This window comes from Pseudomonas putida (assembly GCF_030159595.1).
Taxonomy (GTDB): domain Bacteria; phylum Pseudomonadota; class Gammaproteobacteria; order Pseudomonadales; family Pseudomonadaceae; genus Aquipseudomonas; species Aquipseudomonas putida_AC.
In genome coordinates this window covers 385,686-401,701 of sequence record NZ_BSKJ01000005.1, presented here as the reverse complement: position 1 = coordinate 401,701, position 16,016 = coordinate 385,686, and the positions used below count along the sequence as shown (strand labels likewise).

Genomic DNA, 16,016 nt, shown 5'->3' with positions numbered 1-16,016 from the left:
GGGCCTTCAGGGCTAGCCGCGTAGCCAGTCCTGATGCAGCCGGCGGGCCTGCGGCTCGTCGCCCAGTGCCCACGGGTCGAGGGCGAATGCCACCACGTGCTCGGCGCCCGTGGTGCGTGCCCACTCCAGTTGGCGACGCACCCGGGTGTAGTCGGCCGAGCGTGCCTTGAAGTCGCTGCCGTCGTTCTTTTCCGAGGGCAGCTGTTCAAACAGCTCCACCACCACATCGAACGGCACCTGCCGGCGGCGCAGCTCCAGCAGTAGCGGCTCGATGGCCTGCAGGTTGGCCCAACCGGCTACGCCGACGCCGTCCTGCACCACCGGGCGCAGCGCGGTGCTGTCGAGCAGCGTGCGCCACAGCTGTACCAGCGAGCCTTGGCTCGGCAGCACGCTGTAGTAGGTGGAAATGGCTGGCACCTGATCACTGTGCTGACGGGTCAGGTTCGACATGTCGCCCAGCCAGAGCGCCAGACGTTGCTGGCTGTCGGCGCTGGCCCAGTGGTACTGCTCCAGCTCGTAGGGGATGTACCAGCCGGCAAAAGCTCGATGCTGCGGCCATGGGGCACTGGCCAGGTAATGCCGGGCGTCGGCCAGGGACTTGGCGAAGAACTGGCCTTGCCCTTGCGCATCTGCCGACAGCGCCTGCCACCAGGCGTTGTCGTAGGGCAGGCCGACCTGCACCTGCATGCCTTGGTCATGTGCGATATCGAACACGGTGCGCAGCGTGTCCTCGGGCATCATCCACGGTGAGTCGCCGCCGATCAGGCCGACCCACTGCAGCGTCACGCTTTGGCAACCCATGTCGGCCATGGCCGCCAGGCGCTGGCGCCATTGCCCAGGGGTCAGTTCGGTGTGGCTTTGCCACAGTTGCAGGAAGCTGCCCTGCAAACCGGTGCTGCGGCTGCAGCCTGGCAGGCTGGCCACGAGGGGCGCGGTGGCCAGCAGGCAGAGCAGGCTGCGGCGGCTCAGGGTGAAGGTGGAAATGGCGAATGTCCTTATAGGCAGCTTTTGAAGCACAAGGCCACAGACTACCCGAATTGTGCCCAGGCTACTCAGCCCATTCCGGATCCCCGGTAAATACCACCGTCAGCCAGCGGTCTGGCCCTTCGCCACCGACGGCATCACCAATCTCGTTGCGCCATGCATCCCATTCATCGATGGTCTTGGCAGCCATGGCCTTTGGCACGATGAAATACAGCTCGATCTCCCGCGAGCGCCCGACCTTGGCCACATAGGCGCGGTATGACTGCAGCCCGTGGCGGGCAACGAAGGCCTTGGCCACTTCATCCACATGCAGCTTGAGGTCGCCGGGGGTGACCAGGAATATTTCCGACAGCGCCTGGCGCACCACCGACATTGGCAACGGCACGATGACCAGGCACACCAGCGCCAGCACTGCCGGGTCGATGTACGGCGACACCCACTCCAACGACGTGCCCTGCACCGCGTAACCAAAGCAGAACGCAATCAGCAGCGCGGCGGTGATGCTGGCCGACATGACCCAGCCCTTGACGTCCATGCGCACGAAGTCTGACTTCAGCTTGCGGTTGGCGCGGGCCTCGACGACGGCGATGGTCACGCAGGTGATCACGGTCAGCACCGCATAGATCATGGCGATGCCGAACTCAAGGTGACGCCCGCCTTGCAGCAGGCTGCTGACGGCGTTGATCAGTGCGTAGATGGCCACGCCACTGAGCAGGATGCCGTTAAGTGCCAGCACCATCGGTTCCAGGTGCCAGAAGCCCATGGTGAAGCGCTCGCGCAGCTTGCGCGACATCTGCACGCTGGTGGTGTGCGAGGTGATCAGCTTGACCACTACGAGCGACAGGCCGCTCATGCTGGCGTCGACCAGCGAATAAACGCCGTCGAAGACGATGGAGTAGGAGCCGGAGGCTACGCCGAAGGCGATGCCGATGCTGGCGATGAACAGGGTGACGGCGATCGAGGTGCGTAAAAGGCCCTGTTCGCTGGTGATGTCGAAGAAGGTGGATCGGGTTGCGGTTTGCATGATTGTGCTCGGTAAATAGCCCTGCTGCTGTGTTGTATGCTCTGGCCTGTTCGCGGTGTTACCCGCGAACAGGCCCTTACAGGCTAGACGCGGAATTGCTCCATCAGCGCCTGTTGTTGATTGGCCAGCCGGTTCAAGGCTTGGCTGATGCGTGCCGACTCATCAGCCTGGCCTGCCAGCGACTCGGTCACGTCCCGAATGCCAGCCACGTTGCGGTTCACTTCCTCGGCCACTGCGCTCTGTTCTTCTGCGGCCGAAGCAATTTGCAGGTTCATGTCGCTGATCACAGTCACCGCCTCGCCAATGCGCTGCAGTGCCGGTAGCGCCTGCTCCATGCGCGCTGCGCTTTCCTGAGCCTGGCGCTGGCCCTCGTGCATGGCGCCCACGACATCCTGGGTGCCTAGCTGCAGGCCTTCGATGACCTGGCGAATCTCCTCCACCGACACTTGTGTGCGCTGGGCCAGGCCGCGCACTTCATCGGCGACCACGGCAAAGCCACGCCCGGCTTCGCCAGCGCGAGCCGCTTCGATAGCGGCATTCAACGCCAGCAGGTTGGTTTGCTCGGCGATGGTGCGGATCACTTCCAGCACCGAGCCGATCTGCCCGCTGCGGTCTTCAAGCGCGCGCGCCTCGGCCATGGCGGTGTCCATACCGGCAGCCAGGCGGTCGATGCCCTGGCGGGTGCTGTCGATCAGTTGCAGGCCTTCGCGGCTGGCCTGGTCGGCGGCGCGTGCGGCCTGGGCCGCCTGCGAGGCGTTGTGGGCGACATCCAGGGCGGTGGCGCTCATCTCGTTGGCCGCCGTGGCCACCTGCTCGATTTCGCGGTGTTGCTGTTGCATGCCGTTGCTGGTCTGGCTGGCGATGGCGGCTGACTGGTCAGCGGTGTCGCGGGCTTCGTGCAGCGAGCCTTTGACCTGGGCGATGACCGGCTGCAGCTTGTCGAGGAAGCGGTTGAAGCCGCCGGTGAGATGGCCCAGTTCGTCCTGGCGGGCGTAGTCCAGGCGGCGGGTCAGGTCGCCCTCGCCACTGGCGATGTCTTCCAGGCGTGCGGCCACGGCCAGGATGGGCCGGGTAACGCCGCGTGCGGTCAGCCATACCAGCAGCAAACCCACCACTGCCGCGCCAAGGCCGATCAGCAGGCTGGTGAGATTGGCGCTTTGGTTGTGTGCGTCCAGGCGCTGATTGAGGGCCACGGCGGGTGCCTGCAGCACGCTTTCTGGCAGCTCCAGCAATACCTGCCACGGCGCGGCGTCAGGGATTGGCGTGAAGGGGTGGGCCACGCGTAGCAGGCCGTCGGCGACCGCCTTGTCCATGGGCTGGCCGAGCGCGCTGTCGTCGCGGCTGTTGCCAGCCAGCAGGCCGGCAGCGCTGGCGATACTCACTTGGCCTTGGCCGTCGAACAGTTCGCGGCGGCCATCCACGCTCAGTTGCTGCAGGTTGGCAAGTCCAATGTCCAGGCCGACCACGCCCACCACCTTGCCGCGCTCAAGCAGTGGCAGGGCAATGCTGGTCATCAGCACCTGGCGGCCGTTGACTTCGTCCAGGTACGGCTCGAGCATGCACGTTCTGGCGGTGTCCTGCGGGCAGGTCAGCCAGCGGTTCTTTGCCGCGCCGTTGCTGCCGATGCTGGCGTCGCCGAGCATCGATTCCGGCATGGCCTCACGTTCCAGTGCGCCGGGGCTGGGCTGCGACCAGTAGAGCGAGAAGCGTCCGCTTTCGTTGCTGCCTGCGGCATCCTGGCCGACGAACTGGCTGTCCTGCTGATCCAGCGCGTTGGGCTGGAACACCAGGTACAGGCCGATCACGTCCGGGTTACCGGCCAGGCTGGCACGCGCCTGGCGGGTCAGCTCGGCGCGCAGGTCGCTGCCGCCACGGGCTTTTAGCACTTGTACCAGGCGGGCAAAGCCATTGCCGTACTGGTAGGCGTCCATGAAATAGCGTTGGATGCGCAGGGCCTGGGTTTCGGCGTGGGTCTGCAGGCGCTGGCGGGCGCTGCTGTCGAGCATGGCGGTGTTGGCCTGGTTGACCAGCGCGGCGCTGCGTTGTGCCTGGGTCAGCGAGGTGGTCACCAGCAAGGCGACGATGGCCAGCAGGCACAAGCCGGCGAGCAGGGTGATCTTCCATTGGATGGAGAGGCGACGCAGCGGCATGAGGGCTTTCCTTTTCGATCAAGTACAACGCCCGCGGTCAGGCGCGGGCGTTGTCGGCAGCGTGGGTCATTCAGCAACGTAGTTGGGCGGTGCCGAGCGGAAGGCCTTGGTCAGCCAGCCCAGGTAGACCAGCCCGAGCGCAGCCCAGATGCCGCCAAACATCAGCGAATGTGCATTCAGGTCCAGCCACAGCGAGACGATGATGCAGAAGCCGATGGTGGGCAGCACCAGGTACTTCAGCTGGTTGGCCAGGCCTTTGCGGTTGCCTTCGCGCAGGTAGCAGTGGTTGATGACCGACAGGTTGACGAAACTGAATGCGACCAGCGCACCGAAGTTGATGATCGAGGTGGCGGTCACCAGGTCGAAGAAGATCGCCGACAGCGAAATCAGCCCCACTACCGCAATGTTCAGCACGGGTGTCTTGTAGCGTGAATGCAGGCGGGCGAAGACGCTGGCCGGGATCACGTTGTCGCGGCCCATCACATACAGCAGTCGCGACACGCTGGTTTGCGAAGCCAGGCCCGAGGCGATGGTGTTGATCACGGTGCAGGCGATGAAGATCGACTGGAACAGCTTGCCGCCGACGTACAGGGCAATTTCTGGCAGGGCGGCTTCCTGGTCATGGAAGCGCGCCATGGTCGGAAAGTAGGCCTGGATGAAGTACGAAACAGTGATGAACACCACGCCGCCGATCAGTGCGGTCAGGAAGATCGCCTTGGGAATGGTCTTGGCCGGGTCGCGGGTTTCTTCGGACAGGCAGGTAACCGCATCGAAGCCCAGGAACGAGAAGCACAGGATGGTTGCCCCGGCCGCCAGTGCGCTGAACTGGGTCTGGCTGTCACCGAATGGCATCAGGCTCCAGGCGGTACCCAGCCCTTCACCGTGGTCCAGGCCACGGAAGCACAGGTAGATGAACACGGCAATGATCGCCACCTGCACGCCCACGAACAACAGGTTGAAGTGCGCCACCAGGTTCACGCTGCGCATGTTGATCAGGCTGATCAAGGTGACGAAGCCGGCCACCCACATCCACGCCGGTACTTCCGGAAACATGGCCGAGAGGTACAGCTTGGCCAGCAGCGCATTGACCATTGGCAACAGCAGGTAGTCGAGCAGCGACGACCAGCCGACCAGGAAGCCCACATGCGGGTTGATCGCGCGCTGGGTGTAGGTGTAGGCCGAACCCGACTGCGGGAAGCGTTTTACCAAGGTGCCGTAGCTCACGGCGGTGAACAGGATACCGGCCAGCGCCAGGATGTAGGCGCTGGGTACATGGCCTGCGGTGATCCCGCTGACGATGCCGAAGGTGTCGAACACGGTCATCGGGGTCAGGTAGGCCAAGCCGATGATGATCACATGCCAGAGGCGCAGGGTTTTGCGAAGTTGGCCGTTGCCGGAAGCGCTGTGGTCAGGCTGCATGCTGGCATGGCTCCTGCGGCTGGGCGTAAATGGCGGGCACGGTGTATTGCGCATGCGGCAAGGGCGAGCGGGTGGGCTCCATGTTGTTCACCTTTTTTGTAGGAGCGGCGGAAGGCGCGGGGGGGGGGGCGCGCTAAGTGGTGAAAATAAAAAACGATGGGTAGGTGGGTGTCAAGTTAAACATGACAAGATGTTACTGAATTGAAATATTTATCGATTTAAAGCGGGTTTTGTTCGGTTTTTGCGCGGTTTTTTGCGGTTTTGATCAATTTGAATGTTCGTAAAAATTAACGATTGGGCAGCGTCCTTGAGCGGGGTGTCAGACGCTTCCCAAAAATGCCATTTCTCGACCCGCACCAGCCTGTGTCACCTGTTGCAGTGGTAATCTTCGCTGCGTGGCCTTTGGCCGCCCAACAAGCCCTTACGGACAGCATTCGGTTCTATTCATGAAGAAATCAGTTGGCATCCTTTCCGGCCTGGCTATCGCCATTGCCGTCGCAACCACCGCTGGCGCCTGGTACACCGGCAAGCAGCTGCCGGCCGAGCTGGACAATGCCCTTGCCCGCAGCAACGCCGAGCTGAAGAAAGCCCTGGTGACCACCGGTGGCAGCATGAGCATCGAGCGGGTGTCGCTGGAGCAGCATTTCTTCAGCAGTACCGCCCAGTACCGCCTGAAGGCACGCGACATCAACGTGGGTGACGGCGAGGTGTTGAGTTTCGACGTGGGCGTGACCGACCAGATCGAGCACGGCCCGTTCCCTTGGTCGCGGGTCAAGGCGTTCAAGCTGATGCCGGTGCTGGCGGTCAGCAACAGTAGCCTGCAAAAGGACGAAGCCACCGCACCGTGGTTTGCCGCAGCGGGTGAGCAGGCTCCGGTCAGTGCCCAAACCAGCCTGGGCTACGACGGTAATGTGGTCAGCCAGGTTCGGCTGGCGCCGGTCAAGTTCGACGAAGCGGACGGCAATAGCCTCGACTTCTCGGGCATGCAGCTGGAGGTCAGTGGCGACGAGGAAGGCAAGGCATCTAAATTCCACGGCCAGGCCGACCGTTTCGTGATGAAACTGGTGCATGACGACCAGCCACCTGCCACGTTCGAGCTCAAAGGCCTGAAGCTTGGCGGTAACCTGGCAGCCACCGCGCACGACGCCATCTATGTCGGTAATGCCGACCTGGCGCTGGCTGAAACCAAGGTCACCCTGGGGCCTAAACAGCAGGTACTGCTGGTCAAGGGCTTTGAGCAGAATGCCCTGCAGACCCTTGATGGCCCGGATACCGTGGGCGGTCGTGTGGAGTACAAGGTTGGCGACATCACCTGGGATGGCCGTGCAGTGGGTAAGGCACAGATGGCGGTGAGCATTACCTCGGTCAACGCACCGGCGCTGCAGGCATTGTCGAAGTGGTACCAGGCGCATCTGGCGGAGTTCGAGGCCGCCGCCGCCGCCGGCCAGCCGGTGCCGCAAATCCAGATGGACGACGCCGAGAAGGCCCGTTTCCAGGGTGACCTGCAGAAGCTGCTCGCTGCCAGGCCCAAGGTGGCGATTGAAAACCTGTCGTTCAAGACCGCCAACGGCGAGAGCCGCTTCAACCTGTCGATGGACTTTGCCGCCCCGTCCAGCTTCGACCTGCCGCCGGACCAGTTGAGCAAGCAGATGATCACCGAGGTGAAGAGCAAGCTGTCGTTGTCCAAGCCGATGATGGGTGACCTGGCGACCTTGCAGGCACTGCTGGAGGGTCAGACTGACGCTCAGGCGATTGCCATGCAGTCGAGCCAGGCGGGGGAGATGGTTGGCATGATGGCGCTGCAGAGTGGCATGGCGACTGTCGAAGGTAATGATGTGGTGAGCAGCCTGCACTATGCCGATGGCATGGTTGACTTCAACGGCAGGAAAATGACCGTGGAAGAGTTCGCCATGCTGATGGCGGCGCACCTGGCCGCGTTGTCGCCGCAGGGTTGATCGCCACCCTGTACTGGCCTCTTCGCGGGTAAACCCGCTCCCACAGGTCTATCACTGCCCTTGAGGGCGATGCGATACCTGTGGGAGCGGGTTTACCCGCGAAAGGGCCGGTGCAGCCAACACAAAAACCACTTTAGAATTCGCTGGATTGTCTGTAGCCTTCGGCCTCCGATAATAATCCGCGCCCGCAGAGGGCCGTGGCGGCCCAAGTGCCGTCCGGCACCCTTAGCCGATCTGCCAGGGCCGGGTGATACACTCGATTTGACGCGCACGCGCGCCTGCAGGTCCAGCGATCATGACCCAGATTTCCGAACGCCTGTTGGTTCAGGCCCACCTCGACGCCAAGCAGCCCAACCCGCTGACAGCCGAGCAGGAGGCCGAATACCGTGCGGCCATCGCTGCCGAGCTCAAGGCCCAGAATGCCGTGCTGGTCGCCCACTATTACTGCGACCCGGTCATCCAGGCGCTGGCTGAAGAAACCGGCGGTTGCGTGTCCGACTCGCTGGAAATGGCCCGCTTCGGCAAGAACCACCCGGCCGAGACCGTGATCGTGGCCGGTGTGCGCTTCATGGGCGAGACGGCGAAAATCCTCACCCCGGAAAAGCGCGTGCTGATGCCGACCCTGGAGGCGACCTGCTCGCTCGACCTGGGTTGTCCGGTCGAAGAGTTTTCTGCGTTCTGCGACCAGCACCCTGAACGCACCGTGGTGGTCTACGCCAACACGTCCGCTGCCGTAAAGGCCCGTGCCGACTGGGTGGTGACCTCAAGCTGCGCGCTGGAGATCGTCGAAAGCCTGATGGATAACGGCGAGACCATCATCTGGGGGCCGGACCAGCACCTGGGCCGTTACATCCAGAAGCAGACCGGTGCCGACATGCTGCTGTGGGACGGTGCCTGCATCGTTCACGAAGAGTTCAAATCGCGCCAGCTTGCCGACATGAAGGCGCTGTACCCGGATGCAGCGATCCTGGTGCACCCCGAGTCGCCGGAAGCGGTCATCGAACTGGCCGACGCAGTGGGTTCTACCAGCCAGCTGATCAAGGCAGCGCAGACCCTGCCGAATAAAACCTTCATCGTCGCCACCGATCGTGGCATCTTCTACAAGATGCAGCAGCTGTGCCCGGACAAGGAATTCGTCGAAGCGCCTACTGCCGGCAATGGCGCGGCCTGCCGCAGCTGCGCGCACTGCCCGTGGATGGCGATGAATACCCTGGAGCGCGTGCTGCACTGCTTGCGTAATGGCGGTGATGAGATTTTCGTCGACCCGGCGCTGGTGCCCAAGGCGATCAAGCCGCTGAACCGCATGCTGGACTTTACCCAGGCTGCAAGGCTGAAACTGTCCGGTAACGCCTGACTTTAACCCGCGTTGCCGTCTTCGCGGGCAAGCCCGCTCCCACAGGTACTGCACCGCCCTCAGAAGCGATGCAGTACCTGGGGAGTGGGCTTGCCCGCGAAAGGGCCCTCAACGGCCCATCATCTCCCGAACCATGCGCTGCTGCTCCATGATCTCGCGCTGGCGCTGGTCAATCTGCGAAGCCAGCGGGAAGTTGCTGCCCGACCGGCGCTTGGCGTAATCCAGTTGCTGGATCGCCTGGTCAAAGTCCCCCACCAGGGTGAAATACTCGGCCCGTGCGCGGTGCAGGCCAATGGTATTGCCCGACAAGCCCCGCACTTCAGCCATGTCGTACCACACGTCCGGGTCATCCGGCCGGCTCTTGACCAGTTCGTTCAGCACCTTCTCCGCTTCGGCAGGCTTGTTCTGCTTCACCAGCAAATCGGCGCGGACCTGTTTCAGCGGGTAGTTGCCCGGGTACAGCCCCTGCAGCCGCTCGGCCCGCTGCTGGGCGTCGGCCAGGCGGTTGTTGGTGATGTCCAGGTCGATCTGCGCCAGGTTGTAGGTGATGTCGTTGGGGGCCTTGGCCAGTAGCGGCTTGAGCATTTCACGCGCTTCGTTCAGCTGCCCGCCTTTGATCTGGGCCAAGGCCAGGCCGTAACGCGCGGCGTCCAGTTTCGGGTCTTCGTCCAGCTGGGCACGGAAGCGCTTGGCGGCAAGCCCCGGTGTACCTTCGTAGGTCAGCGCCACGCGGGCACGAATCAGCTGGTAGCGCATGCTGTCTTCAACACCGCCTTTGGGGGCCTGGTCGGCCCGGTTGCGGGTATCGGCAATACGCGATTCGGTCACCGGGTGGGTCAGCAGGAATTCTGGCGGCTTGGCGTCATAGCGATACTGGCGTGCCAGGCGCTCGAACATGGTCGGCATGTTACGTGGATCGTAACCGGCCTTTTCCAGGTTCTGGATGCCGATGCGGTCGGCTTCCTGTTCGTTCTGGCGTGAGAAACGCCGTTGTTCCTGGATGGCCGCTGCCTGGGTGCCGGCAATCATGCCGATACCCGCATCGCCGGCGCCACCGGCGGCCAGCACGATACCGGCCAGCAGCGCTGCCATCATTGGCAGCTGCATGCGCTGTTGCGCCTCGACGCCGCGGGCGAAGTGGCGTTGTGACAAGTGCGCCAGTTCGTGCGCCAGTACCGAGGCATACTCGCCTTCGGTCTGGGCGTTGAGGAACAACCCGCCGTTGACCCCGACAATGCCACCCGGGGCGGCAAAGGCGTTCAGCTCGCGGCTGTCGATAAGGATGAACTCCAGGCGCCGGTCCTGCAGTTGGCTGGTTTCGGCCAGCTTGTACACGCTGGTCTCGACGTAGTCCTTGAGCTGCGGGTCGTTCAGCTGGTTGACCTGGCCACGCAGCAGGCTCAGCCAGGCGCGGCCCAGTTGGTGCTCCTGTTGCGGCGAAACGATCGCGGAACTGGCGTCACCCAGCGATGGCAGGTCGTCAGCGTGGCCGGGGAGGGCCAACAGGCAGGCCAGCGTCAGCAGGGTAGGGCGCAGTAGATTCATGCATGAAGCTCGCGTCGGTCAAAGATACCTACTGTAGCGGGCTCACACGTTGGCGACCAGTGGCGCTATCCTAGCCGACCCTGCCAGCAAGCAGCGTGGCAATGCCTTTGGAGACCCTGCGATGAGTGACACCCTGACCTGCGACGCCGAACTGGACGCCAGCGGGCTGAATTGCCCTTTGCCGCTGCTCAAAGCCAAGATGGAGCTCAACCGACTGGCCAGCGGCGCGGTGCTCAAGGTGATCGCCACGGATGCAGGCTCGCAGCGCGACTTCCGCACTTTCGCCAAGCTGGCCGGTCATACCCTGCTGCAGGAAACGGCTGAGGCCGGCACCTATACCTACTGGCTGCGCAAGGCCTGAGTCTTTTCCAAGGATCGTCAATGTTCAAAGTGCTTCGCGACTGGATGCAGCGCTACTTCTCCGATGAAGAAGCCGTGGTGTTAGCGGTCCTGTTGTTCCTGGCTTTTACTGCGGTGCTCACCCTGGGCGGCATGCTGGCGCCGGTGCTGGCGGGCATGGTGTTGGCATTCCTCATGCAGGGGCTGGTCAACGCCCTTGAGCGGGTGCGGGTGCCGACCCGGCTGGCGGTGATGTTGGTGTTCGCCTTGTTCATGGGCGCGTTGGCGGTGTTCATGCTGGTGCTGGTGCCGCTGCTGTGGCATCAGTTGATTACCCTGTTCAACGAGCTGCCGGGCATGCTCGGCAAGTGGCAGTCGCTGTTGTTGCTGCTGCCCGAGCGTTACCCGCACCTGGTGTCGGACGAGCAGGTGCTGCACGCCATCGAGTCGGTGCGCGGTGAAATTGGCAAGTTCGGCCAGTGGGCGCTGACGTTCTCGTTGTCGAGCCTGCCGCTGCTGGTCAATGCGATGATCTACCTGGTGCTGGTGCCAATCCTGGTGTTCTTCTTCCTTAAGGACCGCGAGCTGATCGGCCGTTGGGTCAGCGGCTACCTGCCCAGCCAGCGCACCCTGTTGAACCGGGTGGGCAGCGAGATGAACCGGCAGATCGCCAACTACATTCGCGGCAAGGGTATCGAGATCCTGATCTGCGGGATTGCCACCTACATTGCGTTCATCAGCCTGGGGCTCAACTACGCCGCGTTGCTGGCGCTGTTGGTGGGGTTGTCTGTGGTGGTGCCCTATGTGGGGGCGGTGGTGGTGACGGTGCCGGTGACGCTGATTGCGCTGTTCCAGTGGGGGTGGGGCGACCAGTTCATCTACCTGATGACGGTGTACGCGATCATTCAGGCGCTGGACGGCAACGTGCTGGTGCCGCTGCTGTTCTCCGAGGCGGTGAGCTTGCACCCGGTGGCGATCATTTGCGCGGTGCTGTTGTTTGGCGGGTTGTGGGGGTTCTGGGGGATCTTCTTCGCCATCCCGCTGGCGACGCTGATCAAGGCCGTGCTGGACGCTTGGCCACGGCAGGAGCCTAGCGTTTCACCGATGCTTTGATGTTATTGGGGCCGCAAAGCGGCCCCAAACGATCTCAAGCCTTGTTCATGGCTTGTGCGGCCGCCAACACGGCATCCACATGCCCCGGCACCTTCACCCCACGCCATTCCTGGCGTAGCACACCGTCCTTGTCGATCAGGAAGGTACTGCGGTCAACGCCCATGTATTCCTTGCCATACAGTTTCTTCAGCTTGATCACGTCGAACAGCTGGCACAGGGCCTCGTCCTTGTCGCTGATCAGCTCGAACGGGAAGCTTTGCTTGGCCTTGAAGTTCTCGTGCGACTTGATGCCATCGCGCGATACCCCGAACACCACGGTATTGGCTGCGGCAAAGGCGTCATGCTGGTCGCGGAACCCCTGGCCTTCGGTGGTGCAGCCAGGCGTGCTGTCCTTCGGGTAGAAGTACACCACCACCTGCTGGCCCTTGAGCCCGGCCAGGCTGACGGTTTGCCCGCTGGTGGCCTGGGCCTGGAAGTCGGCGACGGGTTGGTCGAGTGCTACAGCCATGGTCGGTTTCCTTACATTGGGTTCTGTGGACGCCATGGCTCGATCAGCGCATCGAGGTTCAGGGCGTCGGCAAAGTCCAGGAACTGGTCGCGCAGCCAGCTGATTTGCGTGCCGGCCGGCAGGATCACGGTGAACTGGGCGTTGAGCATGCTGCTGCCGGTCTGTGGCGCCAGGTAGGTGTCGCAGGTCATGGCTTCCAGCTCGACGCGGTGGTCGAGGAAGAACTGGCACAGCTCGTTGATGATGTCCGGGCGATAGGCGGCGCTGACATAAGCCACATAGGGCAGGGCCTGCGGGCGCACTTCCTGGTCGGCGCTGCGCACCACGTCCAGGGTCAGGCCGTGCTTCTTGCCCAGGCCCGGCAGGGTGGATTCGAGGCGCGCCAGGGCGTCCCAGCTGCCGCCCACCTGCAGCACCAGGGCGCTGGTCTCTCCATGGCGGCTCAGGCGCGAGGTGACCACCGCGCAGCGGTTTTCGAAGGCAGCGCGGCTGAGGACGTTGGCCAGTTCCATGGGATTGGGGCCCAGGGCACTGATGACAAGGAATTGTTCGCGGACAGTGGTGGGGGTGGACATGCAGCATTCCTAAAGCGATGAGCGGTCGGTGCAGGACAGTCAAAAGCCTCCTGTCGGCAGGGCCCGGGGCTCGCATGCGAGGTCTTGGACGCTGGCGGGGAGCAAGGTCGACGGCCCGGCGGGCCGCGCTGCACCGATCAAAGGGTCAAGGGTAGCGAAATAAGGCGCCGAGGGGAATGCTCCGCCCGCCTGCTTCGCTTGTGCAAGGTCGATGCCCCCAGTACCATTACCGCTCTCTTTTTCCGGCAGGAGCAGTTACATGATTGCGGGCAGTATGGTGGCATTGGTCACACCCATGGATGCACAAGGGCGTGTTGACTGGGGCAGCCTCGACAAACTTGTAGACTTCCACCTGGAAAACGGCACCCATGCGATCGTCGCTGTCGGCACCACCGGTGAGTCCGCCACGCTGGATGTCGAAGAACACATCCTGGTCATCAAGCATGTGGTCGAGCGCGTCAAGCGCAGCAGCCGCCGCGTACCGGTCATCGCTGGCACCGGTGCCAACGCCACTGCCGAAGCCGTGCACCTGACCCAAAACGCCAAGAGCGCCGGTGCCGACGCCTGCCTGCTGGTAGTGCCGTACTACAACAAGCCGACGCAAGAAGGCCTGTACCAGCACTTCAAGCACATTGCCGAAGCCGTCGACATTCCGCAGATCCTCTACAACGTACCCGGCCGCACCTCCTGCGACATGCAGGCCGAGACCGTGATCCGCCTGTCGACCGTGCCGAACATCATCGGTATCAAGGAAGCCACCGGCGACCTGGTCCGCGCCAAGGCCATCCTCGATGGCGTCAGCAAGGACTTCATCGTCCTGTCCGGCGATGACCCGACTGCCGTCGAGCTGATCCTGATGGGTGGCAAGGGCAACATCTCTGTTACCGCCAACGTCGCCCCGCGCGAAATGGCCGATCTGTGCGAGGCCGCCCTTGAGGGCAATGCCGAGAAGGCCCGCGCGATCAACGAAAAACTCATGCCGCTGCACAAAGACCTGTTCTGCGAGGCCAACCCGATCCCGGTGAAATGGGCGCTCGTCGAAATGGGCCTGATGCAAAAGGGTATTCGCCTGCCACTGACCTGGCTGAGCGAAGGCTGCCACGAAAAAGTCCGTACTGCCTTGCGCCAGTCCGGCGTACTGGTTTAAGAGGAAGTACACCGCATGAAGCGACTGGCTGGTCTTTCCGCCCTTGCCCTGATTATCTCCAGCACCAGTGGGTGTGGCTGGCTGTGGGGCGAGGATGGCTATTTCCGCGACCGCGGCAGCGACTACCTGCAGGCGCACCCGACCGCACCAATGCAGCTGCCGCCGGACGCCAGCAACGTCAAGCGCCTTGATCCGCTGCTGCCGATCCCGCGTAACGTCGCCGACGATCACGTCGCAGGCGAGTTCGAAGTGCCGCGCCCGCAACCGCTGACAGGCGGTGCCGCCCAGGTCACCGACTACAGCCTGCAACGCAGCGGCAGCAGCCGTTGGGTGCTGGCTCAGCATTCGCCAGCCGAAGTGTGGCCGGTGGCCCGCCAGTTCTTCGAAGACAACGGCTTCCGTATTGCTGAAGAACGCCCGCAGACGGGTGAATTCAACACCACCTGGCAGCGTTTCGACGAGCTGTCGGCATCGCTTGGCCAGCGTCTGGCCAGCACCGCCAGCAGCGGTGATAGCGAAGTACGCGTGCGAGTACGCATGGAGCCTGGCGTGCAGCGCAACACCTCCGAGGTGTATGTGGTCAGCGTCGAGCGCCCGGCGGGCAGTACTGCCGAGCCTGATTTCCCGTCCACGTCCAGCAACACTGGCGCCGACGCCCTGCTGGTCGACGAAATGCTTGCCAGCATGAACCGTAGCGCCGAGAAAGGCGGTTCGGTGTCGCTGCTGGCCGCGCGCGATTTCGACGCGCCAAGCCGCGTCAGCCTGAGCGAAGACGGCAGCGGCAACCCGGTGCTGTACCTGGGCTCCGACCTGGACCGTGCCTGGTCTGGCGTAGGCCGTGCGCTGGAGCAGGGGGGCGAGTGGCGTGTCGAAGACATCAACCGCAGCCTGGGCCTGTACTACATCAACTTGTCGGAAAAACCGGACGACAAGCAGAACCAGCCTGGTTTCTTCGGCCGTATGTTCGGCAGCGAGCCGACCAAGGAAGAGCGTGAAGCCCGTGCCGAGCGCTATCAGGTTCGCCTGAGCAAGGTGGGTGAGAGCGTGCAGGTCACGGTCGAGAAAAACATCAACACCGTGGCTCCGGCCGATGTCGCCCGCCGCGTGTTGAGCGCCATTCAGGACCACCTGGGCTAAGTGCGCTTCGCGGTACTCGGAAGCGGCAGCCAAGGGAACGGCACGCTGATCGCCAGTGGTGACACGTTCATCCTGGTTGATTGCGGTTTTTCCCTGCGTGAAACCGAGCGGCGCCTGGCGCTGCTCGGTGTGTCGGCGGCCCAGCTCAATGCGGTACTGGTCACCCACGAACATGCCGACCATGTGCATGGGGTCGGCTTGCTGTCACGGCGCTACAATGTACCGGTCTACCTCAGCCAAGGGACTTTGCGCGGCATGCGCAAGCCGGTGGAGGTGGCCGGTTTTCTCGCTTGCGGCCAAAGCCTGCGTGTCGGCAGCCTGGAAGTGACCGCGGCGCGGGTCGAGCATGACGCCTACGAGCCGCTGCAGTATGTGATCAGCGACGGTCAGCGGCGTTTCGGCATGCTGACCGACCTGGGCTCGTACGACGCACTGCTGCTGGAGCGTTACCAAGGCCTGGACGCACTGCTGATCGAGGCCAACCACTGCCGTGACCTGCTGGCACGTGGTCACTACCCGGCCTTTTTGAAGCAGCGGGTAGGTGGCATGCAAGGACATTTGAACAATCATCAGGCCGCGCGCCTGGTGCACGAGTTGGGCTGGAGCAACCTGCAACACCTGGTGCTGGCCCACCTCAGCAGCAAGAACAACCTGCCACACTTGGCCCGCCAGTGCTTCGTCGATACCCTTGGGTGCGACCCGGACTGGCTCCAGGTGGCGAATCAGGAACACGGGCTCGACTGGCGCGAAATCGCCTAGCCCAACA

The 16,016-nt window shown here is 63.3% G+C and carries 14 protein-coding genes and 1 pseudogene; 7 read left to right on the top strand and 8 right to left on the bottom strand.

All coding sequences use genetic code 11. From position 1 onward, the window contains the following. Positions 1-12 precede the first annotated feature (12 nt). The 5 genes and pseudogenes from QQL85_RS14220 to QQL85_RS14205 form a co-directional block, all read right to left on the bottom strand. Positions 13-1,017, bottom strand: a complete 1,005-nt coding sequence (locus QQL85_RS14220; RefSeq protein ID WP_284354181.1) for a DUF4434 domain-containing protein — start codon at positions 1,015-1,017, stop codon at positions 13-15. Between the two features lie 31 nt (positions 1,018-1,048). Further along, positions 1,049-2,008, bottom strand: coding sequence for a cation diffusion facilitator family transporter (locus QQL85_RS14215; protein WP_060498628.1), 960 nt, complete (start codon positions 2,006-2,008; stop codon positions 1,049-1,051). Positions 2,009-2,091: 83 nt separating this feature from the next. Continuing rightward, positions 2,092-2,847 carry a methyl-accepting chemotaxis protein gene (locus QQL85_RS26785; RefSeq protein ID WP_434482135.1) on the bottom strand — a complete coding sequence of 252 codons (756 nt, stop codon included), beginning with the start codon at positions 2,845-2,847 and terminating at the stop codon, positions 2,092-2,094. Between the two features lie 102 nt (positions 2,848-2,949). Then, positions 2,950-3,939: pseudogene (locus tag QQL85_RS26780) on the bottom strand (PDC sensor domain-containing protein); the annotation flags it as partial. Between the two features lie 285 nt (positions 3,940-4,224). Then, a complete protein-coding gene (locus QQL85_RS14205) occupies positions 4,225-5,577 on the bottom strand; it encodes an APC family permease (RefSeq protein ID WP_284354179.1) in 1,353 nt (450 codons plus the stop codon). Positions 5,578-6,023: 446 nt separating this feature from the next. Here QQL85_RS14205 and QQL85_RS14200 point away from each other — a divergent pair, with 446 nt between their 5' ends. Both QQL85_RS14200 and nadA read left to right on the top strand, forming a co-directional pair. Beyond that, positions 6,024-7,532, top strand: a complete 1,509-nt coding sequence (locus tag QQL85_RS14200; protein WP_284354178.1) for a YdgA family protein — start codon at positions 6,024-6,026, stop codon at positions 7,530-7,532. A gap of 295 nt (positions 7,533-7,827) precedes the next feature. Next, positions 7,828-8,886 carry a quinolinate synthase NadA gene (gene nadA / locus QQL85_RS14195; RefSeq protein ID WP_016711984.1) on the top strand — a complete coding sequence of 353 codons (1,059 nt, stop codon included), beginning with the start codon at positions 7,828-7,830 and terminating at the stop codon, positions 8,884-8,886. 108 nt (positions 8,887-8,994) lie between these two features. Here nadA and QQL85_RS14190 read toward each other — a convergent pair whose 3' ends face one another. Beyond that, positions 8,995-10,431, bottom strand: coding sequence for a M48 family metalloprotease (locus QQL85_RS14190; RefSeq protein WP_284354177.1), 1,437 nt, complete (start codon positions 10,429-10,431; stop codon positions 8,995-8,997). Positions 10,432-10,552: 121 nt separating this feature from the next. On the opposite strand from QQL85_RS14190, the gene QQL85_RS14185 reads away from it, so the two are divergent. Together QQL85_RS14185 and QQL85_RS14180 are read left to right on the top strand one after the other, a co-directional pair. Beyond that, complete coding sequence (locus QQL85_RS14185; protein ID WP_016498337.1) at positions 10,553-10,792, top strand: sulfurtransferase TusA family protein; 240 nt, start codon at positions 10,553-10,555, stop codon at positions 10,790-10,792. A gap of 20 nt (positions 10,793-10,812) precedes the next feature. Then, the gene (locus tag QQL85_RS14180) at positions 10,813-11,883 is read left to right on the top strand and encodes an AI-2E family transporter (RefSeq protein WP_284354176.1); all 1,071 of its coding nucleotides are present in this window, start codon (positions 10,813-10,815) and stop codon (positions 11,881-11,883) included. Between the two features lie 34 nt (positions 11,884-11,917). On the opposite strand, the gene QQL85_RS14175 is transcribed toward QQL85_RS14180, so the two are convergent. Both QQL85_RS14175 and QQL85_RS14170 read right to left on the bottom strand, forming a co-directional pair. Continuing rightward, positions 11,918-12,391 carry a peroxiredoxin gene (locus tag QQL85_RS14175; protein ID WP_284354175.1) on the bottom strand — a complete coding sequence of 158 codons (474 nt, stop codon included), beginning with the start codon at positions 12,389-12,391 and terminating at the stop codon, positions 11,918-11,920. Positions 12,392-12,402: 11 nt separating this feature from the next. After that, entirely contained in the window at positions 12,403-12,966 is a 564-nt protein-coding gene (locus QQL85_RS14170; protein WP_016488638.1) for a glycine cleavage system protein R, read from the bottom strand. A 259-nt stretch (positions 12,967-13,225) separates the two neighbouring features. On the opposite strand from QQL85_RS14170, the gene dapA reads away from it, so the two are divergent. Genes dapA through QQL85_RS14155 form a run of 3 tightly spaced genes read left to right on the top strand, consistent with a single transcriptional unit; the run spans position 13,226 to position 16,009 of the window. After that, positions 13,226-14,113: a 4-hydroxy-tetrahydrodipicolinate synthase gene (dapA, locus tag QQL85_RS14165; protein WP_019098479.1), complete on the top strand. Its 888-nt coding sequence runs from the start codon at positions 13,226-13,228 to the stop codon at positions 14,111-14,113. A gap of 15 nt (positions 14,114-14,128) precedes the next feature. Next, positions 14,129-15,250, top strand: a complete 1,122-nt coding sequence (bamC, locus tag QQL85_RS14160) for an outer membrane protein assembly factor BamC (RefSeq protein ID WP_284354174.1) — start codon at positions 14,129-14,131, stop codon at positions 15,248-15,250. Continuing rightward, positions 15,251-16,009: an MBL fold metallo-hydrolase gene (locus tag QQL85_RS14155; protein ID WP_284354173.1), complete on the top strand. Its 759-nt coding sequence runs from the start codon at positions 15,251-15,253 to the stop codon at positions 16,007-16,009. The last annotated feature ends 7 nt before the right edge of the window (positions 16,010-16,016 follow it).